This is a genomic window from Pseudomonas sp. NY5710 (assembly GCF_013305665.1).
In the GTDB taxonomy this organism is placed as follows: domain Bacteria; phylum Pseudomonadota; class Gammaproteobacteria; order Pseudomonadales; family Pseudomonadaceae; genus Aquipseudomonas; species Aquipseudomonas juntendi.
The window spans coordinates 5,123,723-5,148,089 of record NZ_CP045554.1 but is presented as its reverse complement, the minus strand read 5'-3'; the positions used below and the strand labels follow the sequence as shown (position 1 = coordinate 5,148,089).

The window sequence follows — 24,367 nt, the reverse complement described above, 5'->3', positions numbered from 1 at the left end:
ATGGGCGCTTCCTCCGGTGTGTGTCAGACCGCGAGCTGGTGCTCTTGCAGGCTCGGGCTGCTGACGCGGTAGATGCCGATCTCACCCAGAAGATTAGGCCAAAGCCGGCCACCCCACCCATTGCGGTGCAGGTGGTCGACCGCCAGGCGGTCGAGCACCTTGGCCCGGCGCTCATGCACCAGCTCTTCAAAGTCGGCGAAGGTGCAGAAGTGAATGTTCGGTGTGTTGTACCAGGTATAGGGCATGAAGTCCGATACCGGCATGCGGCCTTTGGTCGCCAGGTACCAGCGGCAACGCCAGTGCCCGAAGTTGGGGAAGGTGATGATGCACTGGCGGCCCACGCGCAGCATCTCGTCGAGGATGCGATCGGGGTACTCCACGGCCTGCAGGGCCTGCGTCATGATCACCACGTCAAAACTGTTGCTGGCGAAGTTGCCCAGGCCTTTGTCCAGGTCTTGCTCGATGACGTTCACACCCTTGGCCACGCAGGCGGCGATATTGTCGGGGTCGATCTCCAGGCCATAGCCGGTGACCTGCTTGCGGTCACGCAGCGAGGCCAGCAGTTCGCCGCTGCCGCAGCCCAGGTCGAGTACCCGGCTGCCGGCGGGGATCCAGTCGTGGATGATTTCCAGATCGGCTCTCATGCTGTCCTCAGATGGCAATGCGGTTCATGTAGTTCGAGAAACCCTGCATGTAGCGAGGTGTGGGGATCAAGAAGGCATCGTGCCCATAAGGTGAGTCGATCTCCAGGTAGCAGACGTTCTTGCGTGCTGCCATCAGGGCGTCGACGATCTCCCGCGAACGGGCGGGGGAGAAGCGCCAGTCGGTGGTGAACGACATGATGCAGTAGTCTGCCTTGACGTTGGCCAGGGTGGCTGCCAGGTCGCCGCCGTGAGCGGCAGCGGGGTCGAAGTAGTCCAGCGCCTTGGTCATCAGCAGGTAGGTGTTGGCATCGAACCGCCCGGAAAACTCCTCCCCCTGGTAGCGCAGGTAGCTCTCGACCTGGAACTCGACGCTGTGAAAGTCATAGTTGAGCTTGTCGCTCTTGAGCTCGCGGCCGAATTTTTCACCCATCGAGTCATCGGACAGGTAGGTGATGTGGCCGACCATGCGCGCCAGCATCAAGCCCCGCTTGGGGATCACGCCCTGGTCCTGGAACGAACCGCCGTGGAACTCGGGGTCGGTGAGGATGGCCTGGCGTGCCACTTCGTTGAAGGCGATGTTCTGCGCCGACAGTTTCGGTGCCGAGGCGATGTCGACGCAGTGGCGCACGCGCTCCGGGTAGGTCATGGTCCACTGCAGCGCCTGCATGCCACCCAGGCTACCGCCAACGATGGCTGCCCACTGCTGGATGCCCAGGCGATCGGCCAGGCGCGCCTGGCTGTGCACCCAGTCTTCCACGGTCAGTACCGGAAACTCGGCGCCGTAGGGTTTGCCGGTGGCCGGGTTGACGCTGCTGGGGCCGGTGCTGCCGTTGCAACCGCCGAGGTTGTTCAGGCTGACCACGAAGAAACGGTTGGTATCGATGGGCTTGCCAGGGCCGATGCAGCTGTCCCACCAACCCGGTTTGCGGTCGGTGGCGGCATGGTAGCCGGCGGCATGGTGGTGGCCAGACAGCGCATGGCAGATCAGCACGGCGTTGCTCGCGCTGGCATTGAGGGTGCCGTAGGTCTCGTAGACCAGCTCGTAACCGGCCAGGGAGCGGCCGCAGGCCAGCGCCAGCGGTTCATCGAACCGGGCGGTTTGCGGTACTACCAGACCGACGGAATCTTCGGGAAAGACAGTGGACATCGACCCTGCTCACGCTTGACGGAGGCGTAAGTCTAAAGAGCGCTACCCCCAGCGGCAAGCAAAGGCTTGCCGCCGGGTGCATGCGGGGTCAGATCATGCGCCACAGCTCCTGGGGCATGCCGGCGTAGGCAGCCAGCGGCGGCATGACGAACGACTGGATCACCTGGATCGCCAGGAAGGCGAAGATCGGCGAAATGTCCATGCCGCCCAGGTTGGGCACGATGCGGCGGAAGGGGGCCAGCACCGGTTCGCTGATCTGGTAGGCCAGTTCGGCGGCCGGGTTGTGGCTGTTGGGCGCAACCCAGGAAACGATCACCATGACGATCATCGCCACCCAGAAAATCTTCAGGAACAGCGAGGTAATACCGATGATCGCCCACATCAGCAGGTGCAGGACGTCACCGAAGGTGCCGTAGGTGACCATCAGCACGAAGGCCATCAGCAGCGCTTGGATCAGCACCGACAGCAGCAGCGACGAGGTGTCCAGGCCGCCCACGCTGGGGATGATGCGGCGGATCGGCTTGAGCAGCGGCTGGGTGGCGCGCACCGCGAACTGGCACAGCGGGTTGTAGAAATTGGCCTTGACCAGCTGCAGCACGAAGCGCAGCAGCACGATCACCAGGTACAGGCTGACCAAGGTTTGCACCACGAAGATCGCGGCGCCGGAGAGTGCATTCATCGATAACTCCTTATTTGCCCAGTTGTTCGGCCAGTTCCGCGGAGCGCGTCGCGGCAGCCTGCAGGGCCTGCTCGACGATCGCTTCGAAGCCGCTGGCCTGGAACGACTTGATCGCCGCTTCAGTGGTGCCGGCGGGCGAGGTGACACGGCGGCGCAGTTCGGCGGCGTCGACATCGCTGGCGACCGCCATGCGTGCAGCGCCCAAGGCCGTGTGCAGGGTCAGTTGAGAGGCGGTTTCACGCGGCAGCCCAAGCTTTTCGCCTGCGGCAGTCATGGCTTCTATCAGCAGGAAGAAGTAGGCCGGGCCGCTGCCGGAAACCGCGGTCACGGCGTCCAGTTGCTGTTCCTGCTCAAGCCACAGCGCCGTGCCTACCGCCGACAGCAGTTGCTCGGCCTGCTGGCGCTGTGCGGCGGACACCTCGGCGGTGGCGTACAGGCCGCTCACGCCCTGGCGCAGGAGCGCCGGCGTGTTGGGCATGCAGCGCACCACGGGGCGCGCGCCCACCCAGCTTTGCAGGCTGGCGCAGGTGATGCCGGCAGCGATGGAAACGATGAGTTGGCCATCGCGCAGGCTGGCTTGCAAGGCCTGGCACACCGCTTTCATGACCTGCGGCTTGACCGCCAGCACGATCACGTCGGCACCGTCGATGGCCTGGGCATTGTCCTCGAAGGTTTGGATGCCGTGTTCGGCCTGGATGCGGCTGCGGGTCTCGGCGCCCGGATCGCTGGCGCGAATCTGCGAGGCGTCCAGGCCCTGGGCACGCAGACCTCCGATCAGGCTGGCGGCCATGTTGCCGGCGCCGATAAAGGCAATACGAGTCTTGCTCATGTCAGGTCCTTGTGGAAAAGAGTGAGTAAAGCATGCAATCAGCCCTGGCCGGGATTGAGTGGGGCGCGGGCGCCGAACAGGGCGGTACCGATGCGTACCCAGGTCGCACCTTGTGCAATGGCCGCTTCCAAGTCGTGGCTCATGCCCATGGACAAGGTGTCCAGCCCCAGGTGCTGCTGTTCCAGCAGGTTACGCAGGCTGGCGAACGCGGCCTCCTGAGCGGCGCGCTCGTCGGTGGGTTCGGGGATCGCCATCAGCCCGCGCAGGCGCAGGTTGGGCAGGGCCGCCACGGCCTTGGCCAAGGCCGGCAGTTCAGCGGCAGCGCAGCCGGACTTGCTGTCTTCGCCACTGACGTTCACCTGTAGGCATATGTTCAGCGGTGCCAGCCCGGCAGGGCGCTGTTCTGAAAGGCGTTGGGCGATTTTCAGGCGGTCCACGGAATGCACCCAGTCGAAATGCTCGGCAATGGCTTTGGTCTTGTTCGATTGAATGGGGCCAATGAAGTGCCAGATCAAGGGCAAATCGCCGAGTGTCTGCTGCTTTGTCAGGGCTTCCTGTAGGTAATTTTCCCCGAAATCGCGCACGCCAGCGGCGTACAGCTCGCGGATCGCAGCGGCTGGCTTGGTTTTGCTCACGGCCAGCAGTTGGACGCTGGCCGGCTCACGCCCGGCTGCCTGTGCAGCACTGGCGATACGGGCGGAAATCGCGGAAAGGTTGTCTGCTAGGGTGGACATGGAGGGTGGCCGGCTAGTGTTGGTTTTGCCGCATTCTACCTACTTGAAAGCCTTTGGGGAGTCTCATGGATGTGACCGACCTGTTGGCACGTGCCGTGGCGGTGCGGGCTTCGGACCTGCACCTGGCGGCCGGCCAGGCACCCATGCTGCGCCTGGATGGCGAGCTGCAGCGCATGGCCATGCCGCCGCTCGCCGCGGGCGCCTTGCGCGAGGGCATGGCAACCCTGCTTGATGACACGCAGCGCGAGCAGTGGGCGCAGGGGGATGAACTGGACCTGGCGCTGGCGCTGCCTGCTCTTGGGCGCTTTCGCGTGAACCTGTTTCGTCAGCTGAATGGGCCTGCGGCGACCTTCCGCCTGATCCCAGGGCGTATCGCTACGCTGGATGAGCTAGCGCTGACCGATGTGTTTCAAGCTGTGGTCCAGTACCGCGATGGCCTGGTGCTGGTGGGTGGGCCGACCGGCAGTGGCAAGTCCAGCACACTGGCAACGTTGCTGGACCAGCTGAACCGCAAAAAAGCGCTGCACATCATTACCCTGGAAGACCCTGTTGAAGTTATCCACAGCAGCCAGCGTAGTCTGGTCAACCAGCGTGAGGTTGGTTGCCACAGCAGCGGCTTTGCCCAGGGGCTACGCAGCGCGCTGCGCCAGGACCCGGACGTGATCATGATCGGCGAGTTGCGCGACCTGCAGACCATTCGCCTGGCCTTACAAGCGGCTGAGACGGGGCACCTGGTGCTGGCGACGGTACATGCGCGCTCGGCGGCCAGCAGCATCGAGCGGCTGGTGGAGGTATTTGCGGCCGATGAAAAGCCGTTGGTGCGGGCGATGCTGGCGGAGTCGTTGCAAATGGTGGTGGCGCAGGTGCTGGTACGCCGCGTGGGCGGTGGGCGGGTTGCAGCGCGGGAAGTGTTGGTGGCGACGCCGGCGGTGCGCAACCTGGTGCGCGAGGGGCGGATGGCGCAGTTGTGTTCGGTGATGCAGGCGGGTGGTGCGCAAGGGATGCGGACGATGGAAGGGGCATTGTGTGGGTTGCGAGAGAGGGGCCTGGTTGACGATTTATAGTGCCTCTACAGGCCTTATCGCCGGCAAGCCAGCTCTCATAGAACAGTACATAACTTATTGATTTAGCGGGGTCTTTGTGGGAGCGGGCGTGCCCGCGAACACCGGCGTAGCCGGTGCCTGCCACCGCGTCTCCTTCTTCGCGGGCACGCCCGCTCCCACACAGGCCGCGTCGCGGTTACGAATCGAGTTCTCTGTGCGACAGCGCAGCCCGTAGGGCTGTGTGATCTCCCACAGGTTCACCACAGTTCTACAGATTTGTGGGGGAGCTGGCTTGCCGGCGATCGCGCCATTACAGGTGGAAAAAGCTTAGCGCTTGGCCAGGCTCAGCTGCTGCTCTTTCGGCAACACCCGTTTGGCGACCACGTAATGCTTCTGCCAGTAAGGCTTGCTCAGGTTGTCGATGCTCACCCGCTTGCCGCGCCGGGGCGCGTGGATGAAACGGTCGTTGCCCAGATAGATGGCAACGTGATTCACCCGGCGGCTTTTGATGTTGAAGAAGATCAGGTCCCCCGGCTTCAACTCGCCCTTGGCCACTTTCACCCCATGGCCCTGGGCCATGGCATTGGACGTGCGTGGCAGGTCTACGTTGGCCACGTCGTTGAAGGCGTACTTGACAAGGCCACTGCAGTCAAAACCCTTTTTCGGGCTGCTACCACCCCAAACGTAGGGTGTACCGAGTACATTGACCGCGCGGCTGAGCACATCGCTGCTCTGCTTGGGCGACATCGCGGCCACCTTGCTACCGCGGGTGCTGGCGGCGCTGACAGTGCGAGCATGGGGCGCAGTCTGCTTGACCGCTGCATGCCTCACGGCGGCATTGCTGGTGTAGCCGGTGAAACCATTGGGAAGACGTTGCTCACGATTGGTGGCGTGGGCGGCCAGGGGCAATAATAGGCAGAGGGTCAGCCATGTCTTGAGTAAAGGCGGCATAGATGAAGCTCTTGTGAATAGTTATGTGTTGGGCGCGCAACTTTATAACAGCTTTTTGATCAATTTATGATCCGTTGGTCGATTGGCACGGTGCCATACGTCGGCCTGTGACGAAAAAGTCACATTTTTTCTTAGAAAATTTTCCCATAACCCACGAGGGCTAGGCATGAACAGTTATCAACAGGGAACGCCCTACCACGACACGCACAGCAAGACCATCGGTTATCTGCTGTGGATTTTCGGCTTCACCGGGTCACATCGTTTCTACTACGGCAAGCCGGTAACCGGCACCCTCTGGTTCTTCACCTTCGGCCTGCTGGGTATCGGCTGGCTGATCGACCTGTTTCTGATCCCGTCCATGGACCGTGAGGCCGACCTGAGGTTCCAGTCTGGGCGCATCGACTACAACATCGCCTGGGTCCTGCTGACGTTCCTCGGCGTGTTCGGCCTGCACCGGCTGTATCAGGGCAAGTGGGTGACCGCGATCATCTACTTCCTGACCGGTGGCCTGTTCCTGGTAGGGGTGCTGTACGACTTCTGGACACTCAATAGCCAGGTGTCCGAGCGCAACGCGGGGCGGGGCTGAGAGGGCAAGGGCTGCTTTGCAGCCCTGTCGCAAGGTAAGCCGCGGCACTGGGGCGGCTCAAGTCTGACCGGGCGCACAGCGCCCCTTCAAAGGTTACTGGCGGGTCTGGCGCTGTTGCAGCAACAGGTTGGCGAAACCAGCGCCGGCGAGCTGTTTCTGCGCACCAGTCAGCTGTTCGCGGTTGCTGAACGGCCCGACCATCACGCGGTACCAGGTTTCTTCCTTGACCGTACCCGACTCCACCTTCACTGACTGGCCCAGCAGAATGATCTGGGCCCGCACCTTGTCGGCGTCGGCCTGTTTGCGGAACGAGCCCGCCTGCAGGAAGTACTGGGTGGTCGCTGCCGGCTTGATCACTGGCGGGGCCGGAGGCGGGGTTTGGCCAAGCAGTGCTGCCTGGGCCCGCGCCGTGTCGATTTTCGCCGCTTCAGCGGGGGTAACCGGTGTGACCGGCTGGGCCGGAACCGGGGGTGTTTTCTCCGGTACGGCCTCTGGCGGCACGATGACTTCCGACTCTGGCAGCAAGGTGTAGAAGTCGTACTTGGGTTTCACCGGCTGTTGCGGTGTGGCCTGGGCAGGCTTGCTGGCTTCGGCCACTTTGTCGGCCTTTTGCTGCTCGGGTTTGGCCCGCTTGATGTCATCGCCGCCGGGTTCGAGCTTCATCAGGAACACGATGAACGCGCCAACGGTCAGGCCGACCGCCAGCCATACCCAGCCGGGGATCGGCTGTTTGGCTGGCGCTGTCTGGCGGCTGGCGCCGCGTTTGGGTGCGGGTTTTTTCTTGGCAGCCAACTTACATGCGCTCCAGGGTTTCCAGGCCGAGCAGTTCCAGACCTTGTTTGAGGGTGCGGCCAGTCAGGGCGGCCAGGCGCAGGCGGCTCTGTTGCTGCTCGGAGGTTTCAGCGGCGAGGATCGGGCAGTTCTCGTAGAAGCTGGAGAACAGGCCGGCGAGGTCGTACAGGTAGCTGCACAGCACGTGCGGTGTGCCTTTCTCGGCAACGCTGTTCAGGGTTTCGCCAAACTGCGCCAGGCGTGCGGCCAGGTCCTGCTCGTGGGCGGCCTGCAGCACGATCTTGCCATCGGCTTGGTCAAAGCGCTTGCCCAGCTTGCGGAACACGCCAGCAACACGGGTGTAGGCGTACAGCAGGTAAGGCGCGGTATTGCCTTCGAAGTTGAGCATCAGCTCGAAGTTGAAGCTGTAGTCGCTGGTGCGGTGTTTGGACAGGTCGGCGTATTTCACCGCACCAATGCCCACCACTTCGCCGATGCGGCGAAGTTCGTCGTCGGCCAGGCTCGGGTTCTTTTCCTTGACCAGTGCGTAGGCCCGTTCCTTGGCCTCGGTCAGCAGGTCGATCAGCTTCACGGTGCCGCCGTCGCGGGTTTTGAACGGGCGGCCATCGGCGCCGTTCATGGTGCCGAAGCCCATGTGCTCCATTTGCATCGGGTGGCCGACGAAGCCTGCGCGGCGGGCCACTTCGAACACCTGGTTGAAGTGCAGGGCCTGGCGCTGGTCGACGAAGTACAGGGCACGGTCGGCCTTGAGCACGTTGCTGCGGTAGCGCACGGCGGCCAGGTCGGTGGTGGCGTACAGGTAACCGCCGTCGGCCTTCTGCACGATCACTGGCAGCGGGTCGCCGTCGCTGTTCTTGAACTCGTCGAGGAACACGCACTGGGCGCCCTGGTCTTCGACCAGCAGGCCCTGGGCCTTGAGGTCCGCCACGACATTGGCCAGGTCGTCGTTGTAGGCGCTTTCACCCATCACGTCCGCCATGGTCAGCTTGACGTTGAGCAGTTCATACGTCTTTTGGCAGTGCGACAGCGAAATGTCCTTGAAGCGTGTCCACAGGGCCAGGCATTCCGGGTCACCGGCCTGCAGCTTGACCACCAGGCCGCGGGCACGGGTGGCGAATGCCTCGGACTCGTCGAAACGCTTCTTGGCCGCGCGGTAGAAGTTTTCCAGGTCCGACAGCTCATCGCTGGTGATCGGGTTTTCCTGCAGGTAGGCCATCAACATGCCGAACTGGGTGCCCCAGTCGCCCACGTGGTTCTGGCGGATGACGGTGTCGCCCAAGAACTCCAGCACCCGCGCCACGCTGTCACCGATGATGGTCGAGCGCAGGTGGCCGACGTGCATCTCTTTGGCCAGGTTGGGGGCCGACAGGTCGACCACCACTTTTTGCGCCGGGCCGGCCTTGCGCGCGCCCAGGTGGGCGTCGGCCAGGGCAGCGTCCAGGCGGTTGGCCAGGGCGTCGGTGTTCTGGAAGAAATTGAGGAAGCCTGGGCCTGCGATCTCGACCTTGCTGATATCGGCGCTGGCCGGCAGGGCGTTGATCAGTTTTTCCGCCAGGTCGCGCGGCTTCATGCCGGCCGGCTTGGCCAGCATCATCGCGATATTGCTGGCGAAGTCGCCGTGGGTCTTGTCCCGGGCGTTTTCCACCTGGATCGCCGGCGACAGCCCTTCAGGCAGCACACCGTCGGTGACGAGTTGGGTGAGGGCTTGCTGGATCAGCTGGCGAATGGTGTCTTTCATGGGGGTCTCTTTTCGACCGCAAGCGCGGTGCAGCGCTTGGATGCGCAGGTGGAAAAACTGGGCATTATCCGTGCCTGGGAGCGGGTTGCCAACCTTTGGGCTTCACGTTGGAAGTCGCGAGTAGCAAGTCGCAAGTAGCAAGTCGCAAGAAAAAGCTTGGTTGCAGCGCCTGGCCCTGTTCCGCTCTTGCTTGCAGCTTGCAGCTTGCAGCTTGCAGCTTGCAGCTTGCAGCTTGCAGCTTGCAGCTTGCAGCTTGCAGCTTGCAGCTTGCAGCTTGCAGCTTGCAGCTTGCAGCTTGCAGCTTGCAGCTTGCAGCTTGCAGCTTGCAGCTCAATAAAGGTCAACCGGGTCGACATCCAGCGACCAACGTACCTGGCGCCCGCTTGGCATCTGCTCCAACACTAGCAACCAGGCACTGATCAGTCGATGCAAAGGCGCCCGGGTGTTGGCCTGTATCAACAACTGCGCGCGGAAACGCCCGGCGCGGCGCTCCATGGGGGCTGGAACCGGGCCCAGCAGCTCGATGCCTGGCAGCCGCTGTTCGGCGACCAGGCGCTCGGCGGCGGCGCAGGCCTCGTCCAGAAAACCTTCAGCCTGCCCCGGCTTGTGCGCTTCTGCGCGCAGCAAGGCCAGGTGCGAGTAGGGTGGCAGCCCGGCGGCACGGCGTTCGTCCAGGGCCTGTTCGGCAAAGGCGAAGTAGCCTTGTTCGGTCAGTTGCACCAGCAGCGGGTGATCGGCCAGGTGGGTCTGGATGATGACCTTGCCCGGTTCCTCGGCACGCCCGGCGCGCCCGGCGACCTGCACGATCAGTTGCGCCATGCGCTCGCTGGCGCGGAAGTCGCCCGAGAAAAGCCCCCCGTCGGCATCGAGGATGGCCACCAGGGTTACCCGCGGGAAATGGTGCCCTTTGGCAAGCATCTGGGTACCGACAAGAATGCTCGGCTGGCCTTTCTGGATGGTACTGACCAGCTGGTGCATGGCGTCCTTGCGCGCCGTGCTGTCGCGGTCCACGCGCAGAATCGGGTAGTCCGGGAACAGCACTTTCAGGCGTTCCTCGGCGCGTTCGGTGCCCGCACCGACCGGGCGCAGGTCGACGTGGTCGCACTGGGGGCACTGGTGTGGCAGGCGTTCGTCATAGCCGCAGTGGTGGCAGCGCAACACCCCGGAGCGCTGGTGCACGGTCATGCGCGCGTCGCAGCGCGGGCACTCCGACAGCCAGCCGCAATCGTGGCACAGCAGCGTCGGGGCGAAGCCGCGGCGGTTGAGGAACACCAGCACCTGCTGGCCGGCTTCCAGTGTAAGGCGGATGGCTTGCTGCAGGGGGCCGCTGATGCCACTGTCCAGCGGCAGGCTTTTGACATCCAGGCGCAGCATGCGCGGTGGGCGTGCGCCGCCAGCGCGCTGATTCATGCGCAACAGGCGGTAGCGGCCGGTGAGGGCGTTGTGCAAGGTTTCCAGCGAGGGCGTGGCGGAGCCGAGCAGGATCGGAATGTTCTCCTGGTGCGCCCGCACCAGCGCCAGGTCGCGGGCATGGTAGCGCAGACCTTCCTGCTGTTTATAAGAGCCGTCGTGTTCTTCGTCGATGATGATCAGGCCAGGGTTTTTCATGGGCGTGAACAGGGCCGAACGGGTGCCGATGATGATGTCGGCTTCGCCATCGCGTGCCGCCAGCCAGGCGTCCAGGCGGTCGCGGTCATTCACCGCCGAATGCAGCAAGGCGATCCGGGCGTTGAAGCGTTGCTCGAAGCGCGCCAGGGTTTGCGGGCCGAGGTTGATCTCCGGGATCAGTACCAGCGCCTGCTTGCCGGCCTCAAGGGTTTCGCGGATCAGTTGCAGATACACTTCGGTCTTGCCGCTGCCGGTCACGCCGGCCAGCAGGAAGGCCGCAAAACCGCCGAAGCCCTCGCACACCGCCTCGAAGGCATCGCGTTGCTCGTCATTGAGCGGCAGCTCCGGTTGTGCCAGCCAGTGTTCGTGGCGCGAGCCCGGCTTCTGGCGGCGGACCTCGATCTGCACCAGTTCCTTGGCCAGCAGCAGGTCGAGGCTGTCCTTGTTCAGGTTGAGCTTGGCCAGCAGGCTATGCGCCACCCCGTGCGGGTGCTGCGCCAGGGTCTTGAGGGCATCGCGCTGGCGCGGTGCCCGGGCGATGCGCGGGTCGTCCAGGCGGGCGTCGGGGGCAATGTGCCAAAAGCGCTCCTGGCGCATTTCTGCGGGCTCGCCCTGGCGCAGTAGCGTGGGCAAGGCCCAGCTCAAGGTGTCACCCAGGCTGTGCTGGTAGTACTGCGCGGTCCACAGGCACAGCTTGAACAGCGAATGCGGAATCGGGGATACCGGGTCGAGCAAGGCGCTGGCCGGCTTCAGCTTGTCGGCGGGCACCTCGCTCTGCGCGCACACTTCGACCAGTACGCCGATCATTTCGCGTCGCCCAAAGGGCACGCGAATGCGCATCCCCGGGGCCAGGGCCTGGCGCGCCATGCTCGCTGGCGCCTTGTAGTCGAACAGGCGCCGCAACGGCGAGGGCAGGGCAAGGCGCAGGATGACGTCGGACACGCAGAAAGTCTCGGAGGGCATTACAAGAACTGGCGAGCCTAGCAGACGACGGTCGGTGCAAGCGACATCTTGCACTGACGGTGTGCTCTGGTATTATTCGCCGCCTAATTACGTGCGGTATTCAACAATTGGTGTTGGGTGGCGGCACGCAGCTCGAGGAAGTGACCATGAAAGAAGGTATCCACCCGAACTACGAAGCTGTTGCAGTCACCTGCAGCTGCGGTAACAAGTTCGAAACCCGTTCGACCCTGGGCAGCACCCTGTCGATCGACGTTTGCAACCTGTGCCACCCGTTCTACACCGGTAAGCAGAAAGTCCTGGACACCGGTGGCCGCGTACAGAAGTTCGCCGACCGCTTCGGTATGTTCGGTACCAAGAAGTAATCATGCGCATGGCGAGTCCTTCGGGCTTCGCATTGTTGCTGAAAAAGGCGCCCCTCGTGGGCGCCTTTTTTGTGGGTGCGATCTGGCATTTGCCGGCCCAGGCCTTCTGCCCGGTGCCGGTCAAACCCGAGCAGGTTCGGGTGCGGCAGGTGGTCGACGGCGACACCGTGCGTCTGGTGGATGGCCGCAGTGTGCGGCTGATCGGCATCAACACGCCGGAGATCGGTCGCAAGGGGCGTAGCAGCGAGCCCTATGCCGAAGCTGCCAAGCGGCGCCTGCAGGCGTTGGTCAAGGCCAGTGGCGGGCGTATCGGGCTGGTGCCAGGTGTGCAAGCCAAAGACAAGTATGGACGCACACTGGCGCACATTTATAGCCGTAATGGCGACAATCTCGAAGCACAATTGCTCAGTGAAGGCTTGGGCTACCGGGTGGCCGTCGCCCCCAATGTGCGCCTCAGTGCCTGCCAGCAACGCGCCGAGCAGGCAGCACGCCAGGCCGGTGCCGGCCTCTGGCGGCAGTCGCCCGTGGTGCCGGCAGACGCCGTCAGGCAGCCCGGTTTTGCTGTGCTCAGTGGCCGAATCATGAGCATCGAACGCAACCGTGGTGGTGTCTGGTTGAACCTTGACCGTGCGGTGGTGGTGCAGGTCTCCGCTCGTCTGCAGCGTAACTTCCCGGCCAGTTTCTTCGCTAACCTCAAAGGGCGCCAGGTCGAGGTGCGTGGCTGGGTGGTGGACCGTTCCCGTAAGGGTGGCCTCAAGCCAGGGCAGCGGCGCTGGGTATTGCCACTGACCGACCCAAGCATGCTGGCGCGTACTTCTGGCTAAAAAATGTAGACAGTTCGCTATTGGATTGTACACACTGTTAGCCGTATGCCCCCGTGGGTTTTAGCGGAAAGTCGTAGGCTAAAGGCCTTGACACAAGTGACCGACCAGTCTTGTGACTACCCGGCTCTTTGCGTATCCTCGGCGGTCCGTCAGAACAGTAAATAGCGGAATGCCCACCATGTCAGACCTGAAAACTGCCGCTCTCGAATATCACGCTCAACCTCGCCCGGGGAAACTGAGCGTCGAACTTTCCAAGCCAACTGCCACTGCCCGTGACCTTGCCCTGGCCTACAGCCCAGGTGTTGCCGAGCCGGTGCGTGAAATTGGCCGGGATCCAGAGCTGGCATACAAATACACCGGCAAAGGCAACCTGGTTGCGGTGATTTCCGATGGCACTGCCATCCTCGGTCTGGGTGACCTCGGCCCACTGGCTTCCAAGCCGGTCATGGAAGGCAAAGGCGTTCTGTTCAAGCGTTTCGCAGGTATCGACGTATTCGACATCGAAGTCGAATCGGAAAGCCCGCAAGCATTCATCGACACCGTTCGCCGCATCTCGATCACCTTCGGTGGCATCAACCTCGAAGATATCAAGGCGCCAGAGTGCTTCGAGATCGAGCGCACGCTGATCGAGCAGTGCGACATTCCGGTGTTCCACGATGACCAGCACGGTACCGCCATAGTTACTGCGGCCGGCATGATCAACGCCCTGGAAATCGCCGGCAAGAAGCTCGAAGAAGCCAAGATCGTGTGCCTGGGTGCCGGTGCAGCTGCCATCTCCTGCATGAAGTTGCTGGTGAGCATGGGTGCCAAGGTCGAGAACATCTACATGATCGACCGCAGCGGCGTGATCCACGCTGGCCGTGACGACCTGAACCAGTACAAGGCTCAGTTCGCCCATGCGACCGACAAGCGCACCCTGGCCGACGCCCTGGACGGTGCCGACGTGTTCGTTGGCCTGTCCGGCCCGAATCTGCTGAGCGCGGAAGGCCTGAAGTCGATGGCGGCCAACCCGATCGTGTTCGCCTGCTCCAACCCTGATCCGGAAATTTCGCCAGCGCTGGCTCACGCCACCCGCAACGACGTGATCATGGCCACCGGCCGTTCGGACTACCCGAACCAGGTCAACAACGTACTGGGCTTCCCGTTCATCTTCCGTGGTGCCCTGGACGTACGCGCCAAGCGCATCAACGAAGAAATGAAAATCGCTGCGGCCATCGCCCTGAAAGACCTGGCCAAGCTGCCGGTACCTAAGGAAGTGTGCGATGCCTACGGCGTGCAAGCGCTGGAGTTCGGCCGTGAGTACATCATTCCGAAGCCGCTGGATGCCCGCCTGATCACCGTCGTTTCCGACGCCGTGGCCAAGGCTGCCATCGAGTCTGGCGTTGCTACCCTGCCGTATCCAAAGCACTACCCGCTCAAGAGCGTGGATGACGTGTTCAACGGCTGATTGCTGTTGTAGCGGTGTAAAAAGCCCCGGCTCTTTCGAGCCGGGGCTTTTTTATGCGCGGTGGGAATGCGTCGGTGCCGGCAGGTGAGGGGCAGGGGCGCGCCGGTGTCGGCGCCCGTAGGGTCGAACGCCGCCGTGCACCTGCCCCGGATCGGGGCCCCTGCCTTAGAACAGGTCCATCGGCGTCGCTTCATCCGCTGGCAACGGGCTGCCCGGCACGGCCCCATTGCCCAGTTCGTCCACCGATGGCGGCGAATCCTCGGCCTTGAACAGCTCGAAGTAGGCATTGGGTGTACCCGGCGAAGCGGCCCGGCCGCTGACGGGGTCTACGCGCAGGCTGAGAATACCTTCTGGCTCGGCCGGCGCATGTGCAGGCTTGTCCTTGAGTGCCGCACCCATGAAGCTCATCCAGATCGGCAGCGCCGCTGTGCCGCCGTACTCGCGGTGGCCCAGGGTTTCCGGCTGGTCGAAACCAACCCACACGGTGGTCACGTAGTCGGCGTTGTAGCCAGAGAACCAGGCGTCCTTGGACTCGTTGGTGGTACCGGTCTTGCCTGCCAGGTCGGTGCGGCCCAAAGCCAGCGCCCGGCGGCCGGTGCCGCGCTTGATCACGTCCTGCAGCATGCTGGTGAGAATATAGGTGGTACGCCCGTCGATGATGCGCTCGGCAACCGCTGGTGGCTGCGCTGCCGCAGGGATTTGGCCGGGGGGCGCCGGTGCTTCACCGGGCATGCTGGCGGTGCTGATCGGCTGCTCGGGGGCGGCCAGGCCGGCCTGGTCCTCAGTACCTTGGGGTACGCGAGCCGGGTTGGCGGTGAACAGCGTTTCGCCACTGCGGCTCTCGATACGGTCGATCAGGTAGGGGGCAATCTTGTAGCCACCGTTGGCAAAGGTGCTCCAGCCTGTGGCGATTTCCATCGGCGTCAGGGTGGCGGTGCCCAGGGCCAGCGACAGGTTGCGCGGCAGGTCCTGCTTGTTGAAGCCGAACTTGGCGATGTAGTCGATGGTGCGGTCCACGCCCATGGCCTGCAGCAATCGGATCGAAACCAGGTTGCGCGACTTGTACAGCGCTTCGCGCATGCGGATCGGGCCGAGGAACGTGTTGGTATCGTTCTTCGGTCGCCACACCTTATCGACCGATTCGTCGACGAATACGATCGGCGCGTCGTTGACCAGGCTGGCGGCGGTATAGCCACTGTCCAGTGCAGCGCTGTAGATGAATGGTTTGAAGCTCGAGCCCGGTTGGCGTTTGGCCTGCATCGCCCGGTTGTAGTTGCTCTGCTCGAACGAGAAGCCGCCGACCAAGGCGCGGATGGCGCCGCTGTTAGGGTCGAGGGTGACCAGCGCACTCTGCGCCCCCGGCACCTGGCTGAACTTGAAGGTGCCATCGTCCAGGCGCTGCAGGCGCACCAGGTCACCGACCTGGGCGACATCGGCGGGCGATTGCGGGGTGCGGCCCTGGGCGTTGCTGTTGATGAACGGGCGCGCCCATTTCATGGTGTCCCAGGCCACATGCACCTGCTGGCCGTCACGGGTCAGCACCGCAAGGCCGGTTTTTTCGACCCGGGTGACGATGCCGGGCTCCAGCCCGCCCAGGGTGCGTTGCTTGCCCAGTTCCTGGCGCCAGGCGGCCTCGGTGCGCCCCGGGAAGCGTGCTTCAGGGCCGCGGTAGCCGTGGCGCTCATCATAATCGGACAGGCCATTGAGGACGGCCTTGTTGGCCATTTCCTGCATGTCGCTGGGCACGGTGGTGGTAACGCGGAAACCTTCGGTGTAAGCGTCGCTGCCGTAGCGGCCAACCATTTCCGCGCGTGCCATTTCGGCGACGTACGGTGCATTCACTTCGGGCGTTGGCACGTGGTAGCTGGCGTTGAGTGGCTCGTCCAGGGCGGCCTGGTAGCTGGCCTGGTCAATCTTGCCCAGCTTGTACATGCGGCCCAGGATCCAGTCGCGACGCTCTTTGGCGCGCACCGGGTTGGCCAGCGGGTTGAAGCGCGAGGGCGCCTTGGGCAGGCCGGCGATCATCGCCATCTGTGCCAGGCTCACGTCACGGATCGACTTGCCGTAGTACACCTGGGCCGCGGCGTCGATGCCGTAGGCGCGGTTGCCGAGGTAGATCTTGTTCACGTACAGCTCAAGAATCTCGTCCTTGGTCAACTCCCGCTCGATCTGCAGGGCCAACAGAATTTCGTTGGTCTTGCGCGAGAAGCTGCGCTCGCTGGTCAGGAAGAAGTTCTTGGCCACCTGCATGGTGATGGTGCTGCCGCCGGTCTGAATGTGCCCGGTTTTCACCAGCTGGGTGGCCGCGCGCATCAGGCTGCTGGGGTCCACGCCGTAGTGGTTGAGGAAATTGTCGTCCTCGGCTGACAGCAATGCCTGAATGAACTGTGGGGGAATGTCTGCGAAACGGATTGGCGAACGGCGCATTTCGCCAAATTCGGCAATCAGCTTGCCATCGCTGCTGTACACCTTGAGGGGGATCTGCAACTGGATGCTTCTGAGCGAATCGACCGAGGGCAGGTTGGGACTAAGATACAGAAACGCACCGCTCACACCGAGTACGAGCGCGCAAATGACTGCGACGGAAGACCACCAGAAGAACTTCAGCAGACGTATCAAGGCTTTTCGGTGTCCAGGTTGAAAGTGAATTGCACGCAGGTCCGGCGGACCAAAAAACGCTGGGCATTATACGCATTTTTTCGCCTTTCCGGGCCACCGGCCAGGCAGCCCGTCGCCCTGACGGGTGGCCGCGGCCCAGTGTTGCCGCGGGGGCGCGACATACAGCAAGGAATTCGCAATGCTTGGACGCTTCGGGAAGGACGCCGGTTCACTGGTAGGGGTGGAAATTACCGCTCACGCCATTCATCTGTTGCAACTGCAACAGCGCAAACGCGGCTGGCGGGTGCTGGGTTGGGCCCATGAGCCGCTGCAGCTCGGGGCAGGCAATGACTGGGCAGCAGCGCCCGAGCAGGTCTCGGCGGCATTGCAGCGCGCCCATAGGCGCAGCGGCCTCGGCGAGCGCCGGGTAGCGCTGGCGCTGCCCGCCAGCCAGGTCATCTGCAAGCTGTGCCACCTGCCAGTGGGGCCCGGTGAGGAGCAACTGGAGGCGCAGTTGCTGGCGGATGCCGAACGGTTGTTTCCATTCCCGCTGGAGGACCTGGCCCTGGACTTCCAGGTCCTGGGGGCTTCAGGTGTTCAGCCAGCCTGCAGCGAGGTGCTGGTTGCAGCGTGTCGGCAGAGTGCACTGGCACCCCTCGAGGCGCTGGTGCAGCAGGCGGGGCTGCAACTGGAGGCGGTCGAGGTCGACAGCATTGCCCTGCGCCGCATGCTGCCTGTGGGTGAGCAGGCTGGGGCGGCGTTGCTGCGTATTGAGCCCCACAGGGCGACTGTTCATGCCTGGGCGCCTGGCGGGGCGCTGCAGCGTCGGGAGCTGCGGGCAGCTGACGGGGATATGGCCGCGCAACTGCCGGAGCGGCTGCCTGCGCTGCTCGCCGAAGGGCTTTTGCCTGCCAGGTTGTGGGTCAGCAACTGCTCACCGCTGCAGCCGGGTTGGCTGCAGGCCCTGGGCCAAAGCCTGGCACTGCCGTGCCACGAACTGCCTGCGCTGGCCGGGCTTGCGCAGGTCGATGGGCCGATGCTGCTGGCGTGTGCCCTGGCCCTTGGCGGGGCGCGACCATGATGCGGCTGAACCTTCTGCCGTGGCGCGAACGCCAGCGCCAGGCGGCCATGCGCCGGTTTCGCAGCCATCTGGTGGCTGGCGCCCTCTTGGCATTGTGCGCCGTGACGCTGGTCGACCAACAGGCACGCCAGCGCGGCCAGCAGCAAGCGTTGGCCAACACCCAGCGCCAAGCAGCCCTGGAAACCCTGGCCCTGGAGGCTCAGCCACTGGCTGATGTGCGTGCCCAGCATGCCGCACTGCTCGGCCGCCTGGCGGTGCTGGAGGGCCTGCAGGCTCAGCAAGGGATTCTGCCTGGCCTATTCGCCGACCTCGAAAGGGCACTGCCATTGGGCATGCAGCTGCTTGGCCTCAACCTGGAAAACGGCCGCCTGGAGTTGACCGGGCTCGCCACCTCCGGCGCCGTACTGGCCCAGTTCATGCGCGACCTCGAGCGCTCCGGCGTGCTGCTGGACGTGGAGCTCAAACATATCAAGAGCCAGCCAGGCGGCGATGAATTCTTGCTGGCTGCGCGCGTTGCGGCGTTCTGGTCGTGACCAGCGTGCAATTGCTCGCATGGCTTGGCGCAGCCGAGCGCTCCAGCCGCTTCCGGCGGCTGGCACCTTTGGCACTGGCGGTGCTGCTGTTCGGCCTGGGCTGCGCGATTCGCCTGCCGGGCATGTTGCAGCAGCAGGGCGAGGAAGAGGGCAAGCACGCCGAGCTGACCCGGCAGCAGGCTGCCACGCAGGCGCAGATTGCCGAGTTGCAGGGGGTGCGGGCACAGCTGGCGAGCGATGGGCAGCGCTTGCAAAAGGCACAATGGCAGCTGGCTGCCGGCGAAAGCATGAGCGACCTGCTAGACCGTCTGTCGGTTTCGGGGCGCGAGCACGGCCTGCTCGTCGAGCGCCTCGATGTGCACGAGCAGCAGCAGCGGCAGGGCTTCAGCGTAGTGCCACTGAAGTTGCAGGTGGTGGGCAGCTACCCAGCCTTGCGGGGCTGGCTGGACGAGTGGTTGGGTCAGGCGCGTGTCATGCGCGGTCGCAGCATGCGCCTGGCAGCCGGCGATGGCGAACCAGGCCTGCTGCGTTTGCAACTGCGGGTCGATGCCTATCACGCGCCGGTTTCCGGGGCGGCAGTCGCCATGCTTGCGCGGCTGCCTGCCAGGCCGGCAACGCGCGCACCGGCCCTAGATCCGTTTGCCGCGTTGGCAACGCACCTGTCGGCTGGTTTGACCCGCGCGCCCCTCGCCCAGATGGAAATGGTCGGCAGCCTGACGCGTGGGCAGGAACATCAAGCGCTGCTGCGGGCGGCCGGCAGGCTCTACCGCGTTCGCCTTGGAGACAGGGTAGGGCGTGATCAAGGGATAGTGATGCACATCGGCCAGCGCCAGGTCGAAGTGCGCGAACGGTTGTTCATGGCAGGGGTGTGGCATGAACGCACGGCGTTCATCACCCTCGCAAAACGCCTGGGCAAGGAGGCCCCGGATCAGAATGAGAAAGAGGATGATCTATCTGCTGGCGGCCCTGCTGCCCATGCCTCTGGCGGCCGCGACGCCTTACCAGGGTGAGCCTTTGTCGCTGCACTTTCAGGATGTCGAGATTCGCTCGGTTTTGCAGGTGCTCGCCGACTATGCCGGCGTCAACCTGGTCGCCAGTGACGACGTGCAGGGCAATGTCACCCTGCGCTTGCAGGACGTGCCGTGGGATCAGGCGCTGGACCTGGTCTTGCGCAGCAAAAGCCTCGCCCGGCGCCAGGAGGGCAATGTGCTGCTGGTGGCGCCGGCGGCCACCCTGGCTGCGCAAACTGCCGAAGCGCGTGCGGGGCAGGTGCTGGAGGCGCAGTTGCAGCCCATGCGCCGGGAGCTGCTGCCTGTTCACCATGCCAAGGCTGCCGAACTTGCGGAACTGCTCAAGACCAGCCTGGCCGACGACAGCCTGTTCGCCGGGTGGGGCAGCCTGAGTGTCGATGAGCGCACCAATACCCTGGTGGCCTACCTGCCGGCCGAACGCCTCGATGAACTGCGGCAACTGGTGGCGCAGCTGGATGTGCCGGTGCGCCAGGTGGCGATCGAGGCGCGCATCGTCGAGGCCAACGTCGATTACGAGAAAGCCCTTGGGGTGCGCTGGGGCGGCCCTTTGTATGGCGACAACCCACTGCCGGGCAAGTCGCTGTTCGTCGACCTGGGTGTCGAGCGGGCTGGCAGCAGCATCGGCCTTGGCCTGCTGCGCGGGGATGTGCTGCTGGACCTCGAGCTCAGCGCCATGGAAAAAAGCGGCAATGGCGAGATCATTTCGCAACCCAAGGTGGTCACGGCCGACAAGGAAACGGCCAGGATCCTCAAGGGCACCGAGGTGCCCTACCAGGAAACCACCAAGAGCGGCGCTACCTCCGTGTCGTTCCGCGAGGCCTCGCTGTCGTTGGAGGTGACCCCGCAAATTACCCCGGACAACAAGGTAATCATGGCTGTCAGGGTGACCAAGGACGAACCGGATTACGTCAATGCCTTGAACAATGTACCGCCGATCCGCAAGAACGAGGTGAATGCCAAGGTTCGCGTGGCCGACGGCGAAACGATCGTGATTGGCGGCGTGTACTCGACTTCGCAAAACAATGTGGTCGACAAGGTGCCATTTTTGGGTGATCTGCCGTATGTTGGGCGGCTGTTTCGACGCGATGCATTACAAGAGAAAAAATCCGAGCTGCTGGTCTTCCTGACTCCGCGTATCATGAGTGACCAGGCGATTGCTGTGAGTCGTTGATTCTGTGCGAAATTTGATACTTGTGGGGCCCATGGGTGCTGGTAAAAGCACCATCGGCCGCCTATTGGCCAAAGAGCTGCGCCTGCTGTTCAAGGATTCCGACAAGGAAATCGAACTGCGTTGCGGCGCCAACATCCCGTGGATTTTCGACAAGGAAGGCGAGCCCGGTTTCCGTGATCGCGAGCAAGCGATGATTGCCGAACTGTGTGGCCTCGACGGCGTGGTCCTGGCCACCGGTGGCGGTGCGGTCATGCGCGAAGCCAACCGCCAGGCGCTGCACCAGGGCGGCCGGGTAATCTACCTGCACGCCTCGGTCGAACAACAGGTCGGCCGCACGGCGCGCGACCGCAATCGCCCGCTGCTGCGCACCGCCAACCCCGAGGCGACCTTGCGGACCCTGCTGGAAACCCGCGACCCGCTCTACCGCGAGATCGCCGACCTGGTCGTAGAAACCGACGAGCGGCCACCACGCATGGTGGTGATCGACATCCTCGAGCGCTTGCAGCAGTTGCCGCCCCGTTAGCCCGGGACTATTCTCGGCGACCAGCGCCGAGGCGAGGTTCAACGTTACCGCGCAGGTCGCCAGAACGGCACCGCGCCCAAGAACATTGTGGGGATACATGCAGACACTGAAGGTCGACCTGGGCGAGCGTAGCTACCCGATCTACATTGGCGAAGACCTGCTGGACCAGCCCGAGCTGCTGGCGCCGCACATTGCCGGCCGGCAGGTGGCCATCGTCTCCAACGAGACCGTCGCGCCGCTGTATCTCGACCGCCTGGCCAAGACCCTGGGGGCCTACTCGGTGCTGCCAGTGGTACTGCCCGATGGCGAAGCCCACAAGAACTGGGAAACCCTGCAACTGATCTTCGATGGCCTGCTGACGGCGCGGCATGACCGCCGTACCACCGTGGTCGCCCTGGGCGGCGGGGTGGTCGGTGACATGGCCGGCTTTGCCGCTGCCTGCTATCAGCGGGGCGTGGACTTCATCCAGGTGCCGACCACCCTGTTGTCCCAGGTCGATTCCTCGGTTGGCGGCAAGACCGGCATCAACCACCCGCTGGGCAAGAACATGGTCGGCGCCTTCTACCAGCCCAACGCGGTGCTGATCGATACCACCAGTCTGAAGACCTTGCCGGCGCGCGAGCTTTCGGCAGGCCTGGCCGAAGTGATCAAGTACGGGCTGATCTGTGACAAGCCCTTCCTCGCCTGGCTCGAAGACAATATGCAGGCCCTGCGTACCCTCGACTCGGCAGCCCTGACCGAAGCCATTCGCCGCTCGTGTGCGGCCAAGGCCGCAGTGGTGGGCGCCGACGAACGCGAGTCTGGCGTGCGGGCCACGCTGAACCTGGGGCATACCTTCGGGCATGCCATCGAAACCCACATGGGCTATGGCGTGTGGCTGCACGGCGAAGCCGTGGCGGCGGGCACGGTCATGGCCCTGGAAATGTCCATGCGCCTTGGCTGGCTCGACCAGGCCGAGCGCGATCGCGGAATCCGCCTGTTGCAGGACGCAGGTTTGCCGGTGGTGCCACCACAGGAAATGACCCCGGCGCATTTCATGGAGCACATGGCGGTCGACAAGAAGGTGCTCGACGGGCGTCTGCGTCTGGTGCTGCTGCGCCAGATGGGCGAGGCCGTGGTCACCGACGACTATCCGAAAGAGATTCTACAGGCCACGCTGTCGGCGGATTACCGCGCGATCGTGGCCCAGCTTTGAGGTTGTGACAGCGCAATGACCAGTTTGCATGCCGATGAGGCCTTTCTCGACCATTACCAGTTGAGCCACGATCCGTTCGCACCGCGCGTGCCCGGCTTCAAGTTTTTCCCTGCCCAGCGCAAGCCTGTGCTCGGCCAGCTGCACCACCTGGCTCGCTACAGCCAACTGATGCTGGTCGTCACCGGCCCGCAGGGTAGCGGCAAGACCCTGCTGCGCCAGGCGCTGGTGGCCAGCACCAACAAGCAGGCGGTGCAGAGCGTTGTGGTGTCCGCCCGTGGCGCCAGCGATGCTGCCAGTGTATTGGGCCAGGTCGCGCAGAACCTGGACGTGGCTCAGCCGGAAATGCAGGCGATCCTGTCCAAGGTGGTGCAGCTGGCACTCACCGGGCAGGAGGTGTACTTGCTGGTGGACGATGCGGAACAACTCGACGAGTCGGCACTCCAAGCGTTGCTGGAGTTGGCGGCGGGGGTGCCGGAAGGGCGCCCGCACGTGTTCCTGTTTGGTGAGCCCTCGCTGATTGCAGGGTTGGACGAGCTCAATGTCGAGGAAGAACGCTTCCACATTATCGAGCTGGCCCCCTACAGTGAAGAGGAAACCCGCGAATACCTGGAACAGCGCCTGGAAGGCGCAGGCCGGGGCATCGAGGTGTTCAGCCGTGAACAGATCGCCGATATCCATGAAAACTCCGACGGCTGGCCTGGCAACATCAACCAGGTCGCCCGTGACACTTTGATCGAAGCCATGATCGCCAGCCGTACGACGGCCAAGCGACCATCCATGGGGTTCAAGATGCCAAAAAAACATGTGCTCGCGTTGTCTGCCGTGGTCGTGGTTGCCGTTGCAGCTGCCGTGTTGATGCCCAAGAAAGGCGAAAAAGCGCCGGCCGACGCACCGGCTGCCCAGGCTCAGTTACCGCTTGGCGACGGCAAGCCAGGCGCCAACATCGAATTCTCTGGCTCGTCCCAGCCGGTGCCGCTGCCACTGGGAGGCCAGTCGCAGCCGGTGATGCGCGAGCCGCTGGCCCAGGCCGCAGGCATGGGTGATGGGGAAGAAGGCAGCCCGGCTGGCGACACCGCCCTGCAGCCTGGCAACCCGCCGCCGACCGTGACCACCATCGCTCCGCCGCAAGGCGTAGCGGCGGGCCCTGCGCCCACGCCTGCGCAACCCGTGCAGCAGGTTGCGCCTGCGCAAAAACCGGTCGCAACCCAGCCTGCCAAGCCGGTTGCGACAGCCAAGCCGGCCCCGGCACCGACCCAGGTCGCCGTGGCCAAGCCGGCCGCCAAGCCTGCTGAAAAACCAGCCGCTGGCGGCACGGGCAACAGCAGCTGGTACGCCGGGCAGAAACCGGGCAATTACGTGGTGCAGATCCTCGGCACCAGCTCCGAGGCCTCGGCGCAGGCGTACGTGAAAGCCCAGGGTGGCGACTATCGCTACTTCAAGAAAGACCTGCAAGGCAAGCCGCTGTATGTGGTCACTTACGGCAGTTTCGCCAGCCGCGATGCTGCGGTTGCGGCAATCAAGAACTTGCCAGCGAAGGTCCAGGCTGGTAAACCTTGGCCACGTAGCGTCGCCAGCGTCCAACAAGAGCTGGCCTCGGCCCGCTGATACCTGCCGGGCGGCACCACCCCGCTGCCCTGTTGCTAAGCGAATTCTAGCTTTCGACTAGCCTGCTGCGCCCGAGCGCGGCAGGCTTTTCTGTCCCAGACTGCCGGCCACAAGCCCCGAGTTGCAGTCATGGCTGAAACGCTTCAGACTCAAGTCAAGCGCCTACCACGGTGCATGACGCAAAAACATTCAAAATGGCGACATAAATTTTCAATGGTGAGACATGAAAATTTGTGGGCATCGCTGTCGCTGTGCAACAATGGTTTTCCATGGCCACCGCAAA

At 63.8% G+C, this 24,367-nt stretch carries 22 protein-coding genes; 12 read left to right on the top strand and 10 right to left on the bottom strand.

The features are described 5' to 3' along the window. Nucleotides 1-23: 23 nt before the first annotated feature. The 5 genes from metW to GEV39_RS23625 all read right to left on the bottom strand — a co-directional run bounded on the left by metW (nt 24) and on the right by GEV39_RS23625 (nt 4,033). A complete protein-coding gene (metW, locus tag GEV39_RS23645) occupies nt 24-644 on the bottom strand; it encodes a methionine biosynthesis protein MetW (protein WP_009684928.1) in 621 nt (206 codons plus the stop codon). A 7-nt stretch (nt 645-651) separates the two neighbouring features. Beyond that, a complete protein-coding gene (gene metX, locus GEV39_RS23640; RefSeq protein WP_173891424.1) occupies nt 652-1,791 on the bottom strand; it encodes a homoserine O-succinyltransferase MetX in 1,140 nt (379 codons plus the stop codon). Nucleotides 1,792-1,879: 88 nt separating this feature from the next. After that, entirely contained in the window at nt 1,880-2,470 is a 591-nt protein-coding gene (locus tag GEV39_RS23635; protein ID WP_173891423.1) for a YggT family protein, read from the bottom strand. Between the two features lie 10 nt (nt 2,471-2,480). Then, entirely contained in the window at nt 2,481-3,299 is an 819-nt protein-coding gene (gene proC, locus GEV39_RS23630) for a pyrroline-5-carboxylate reductase (RefSeq protein ID WP_173891422.1), read from the bottom strand. Nucleotides 3,300-3,337: 38 nt separating this feature from the next. Further along, complete coding sequence (locus GEV39_RS23625; RefSeq protein WP_173891421.1) at nt 3,338-4,033, bottom strand: YggS family pyridoxal phosphate-dependent enzyme; 696 nt, start codon at nt 4,031-4,033, stop codon at nt 3,338-3,340. Between the two features lie 65 nt (nt 4,034-4,098). Between GEV39_RS23625 and GEV39_RS23620 the strand changes: the two genes are divergently transcribed. Beyond that, nucleotides 4,099-5,097 (top strand): type IV pilus twitching motility protein PilT, encoded by a 999-nt coding sequence (locus tag GEV39_RS23620; protein ID WP_173891420.1) that lies wholly within the window; start codon nt 4,099-4,101, stop codon nt 5,095-5,097. 306 nt (nt 5,098-5,403) lie between these two features. On the opposite strand, the gene GEV39_RS23615 is transcribed toward GEV39_RS23620, so the two are convergent. After that, entirely contained in the window at nt 5,404-6,027 is a 624-nt protein-coding gene (locus GEV39_RS23615) for a C40 family peptidase (protein ID WP_009684936.1), read from the bottom strand. A 166-nt stretch (nt 6,028-6,193) separates the two neighbouring features. Here GEV39_RS23615 and GEV39_RS23610 point away from each other — a divergent pair, with 166 nt between their 5' ends. Continuing rightward, nucleotides 6,194-6,613 (top strand): NINE protein, encoded by a 420-nt coding sequence (locus GEV39_RS23610; RefSeq protein WP_173891419.1) that lies wholly within the window; start codon nt 6,194-6,196, stop codon nt 6,611-6,613. A 93-nt stretch (nt 6,614-6,706) separates the two neighbouring features. Here GEV39_RS23610 and GEV39_RS23605 read toward each other — a convergent pair whose 3' ends face one another. The 3 genes from GEV39_RS23605 to GEV39_RS23595 all read right to left on the bottom strand — a co-directional run bounded on the left by GEV39_RS23605 (nt 6,707) and on the right by GEV39_RS23595 (nt 11,693). Next, on the bottom strand, nt 6,707-7,405 hold the full coding sequence (locus tag GEV39_RS23605; protein WP_047149606.1) for an SPOR domain-containing protein: 699 nt from the start codon (nt 7,403-7,405) through the stop codon (nt 6,707-6,709). 1 nt (nt 7,406) lies between these two features. Continuing rightward, complete coding sequence (gene argS, locus GEV39_RS23600; protein ID WP_173891418.1) at nt 7,407-9,143, bottom strand: arginine--tRNA ligase; 1,737 nt, start codon at nt 9,141-9,143, stop codon at nt 7,407-7,409. 330 nt (nt 9,144-9,473) lie between these two features. Beyond that, on the bottom strand, nt 9,474-11,693 hold the full coding sequence (locus tag GEV39_RS23595) for a primosomal protein N' (protein WP_173891417.1): 2,220 nt from the start codon (nt 11,691-11,693) through the stop codon (nt 9,474-9,476). Nucleotides 11,694-11,860: 167 nt separating this feature from the next. Here GEV39_RS23595 and rpmE point away from each other — a divergent pair, with 167 nt between their 5' ends. From rpmE to GEV39_RS23580, 3 genes are all read left to right on the top strand, one after another. Then, nucleotides 11,861-12,076 (top strand): 50S ribosomal protein L31, encoded by a 216-nt coding sequence (rpmE, locus tag GEV39_RS23590; protein ID WP_009684941.1) that lies wholly within the window; start codon nt 11,861-11,863, stop codon nt 12,074-12,076. Between the two features lie 2 nt (nt 12,077-12,078). Then, on the top strand, nt 12,079-12,900 hold the full coding sequence (locus GEV39_RS23585; RefSeq protein ID WP_173891416.1) for a thermonuclease family protein: 822 nt from the start codon (nt 12,079-12,081) through the stop codon (nt 12,898-12,900). 178 nt (nt 12,901-13,078) lie between these two features. Further along, nucleotides 13,079-14,347 (top strand): malic enzyme-like NAD(P)-binding protein, encoded by a 1,269-nt coding sequence (locus GEV39_RS23580; protein ID WP_173891415.1) that lies wholly within the window; start codon nt 13,079-13,081, stop codon nt 14,345-14,347. Nucleotides 14,348-14,512: 165 nt separating this feature from the next. Here GEV39_RS23580 and GEV39_RS23575 read toward each other — a convergent pair whose 3' ends face one another. Then, on the bottom strand, nt 14,513-16,963 hold the full coding sequence (locus tag GEV39_RS23575; protein WP_392484930.1) for a penicillin-binding protein 1A: 2,451 nt from the start codon (nt 16,961-16,963) through the stop codon (nt 14,513-14,515). Nucleotides 16,964-17,144: 181 nt separating this feature from the next. Between GEV39_RS23575 and pilM the strand changes: the two genes are divergently transcribed. The 7 genes from pilM (at nt 17,145) to GEV39_RS23540 (ending at nt 24,084) form a co-directional block, all read left to right on the top strand. Next, the gene (pilM, locus tag GEV39_RS23570) at nt 17,145-18,026 is read left to right on the top strand and encodes a type IV pilus biogenesis protein PilM (protein WP_173891413.1); all 882 of its coding nucleotides are present in this window, start codon (nt 17,145-17,147) and stop codon (nt 18,024-18,026) included. Beyond that, a complete protein-coding gene (locus GEV39_RS23565) occupies nt 18,023-18,559 on the top strand; it encodes a PilN domain-containing protein (RefSeq protein WP_173891412.1) in 537 nt (178 codons plus the stop codon). The genes pilM and GEV39_RS23565 overlap by 4 nt, the downstream gene beginning before the upstream one ends. Nucleotides 18,560-18,570: 11 nt before the next feature. Continuing rightward, complete coding sequence (locus GEV39_RS23560; protein ID WP_173891758.1) at nt 18,571-19,569, top strand: pilus assembly protein PilP; 999 nt, start codon at nt 18,571-18,573, stop codon at nt 19,567-19,569. Continuing rightward, nucleotides 19,493-20,761: a type IV pilus secretin PilQ gene (locus tag GEV39_RS23555; protein WP_173891411.1), complete on the top strand. Its 1,269-nt coding sequence runs from the start codon at nt 19,493-19,495 to the stop codon at nt 20,759-20,761. The genes GEV39_RS23560 and GEV39_RS23555 overlap by 77 nt, the downstream gene beginning before the upstream one ends. A 4-nt stretch (nt 20,762-20,765) precedes the next feature. Then, nucleotides 20,766-21,284, top strand: coding sequence for a shikimate kinase AroK (aroK, locus tag GEV39_RS23550; protein ID WP_178120140.1), 519 nt, complete (start codon nt 20,766-20,768; stop codon nt 21,282-21,284). 97 nt (nt 21,285-21,381) lie between these two features. Beyond that, a complete protein-coding gene (gene aroB, locus GEV39_RS23545) occupies nt 21,382-22,479 on the top strand; it encodes a 3-dehydroquinate synthase (RefSeq protein WP_173891409.1) in 1,098 nt (365 codons plus the stop codon). A 15-nt stretch (nt 22,480-22,494) separates the two neighbouring features. Next, nucleotides 22,495-24,084, top strand: coding sequence for an SPOR domain-containing protein (locus GEV39_RS23540; protein ID WP_173891408.1), 1,590 nt, complete (start codon nt 22,495-22,497; stop codon nt 24,082-24,084). Nucleotides 24,085-24,367 lie beyond the last annotated feature (283 nt).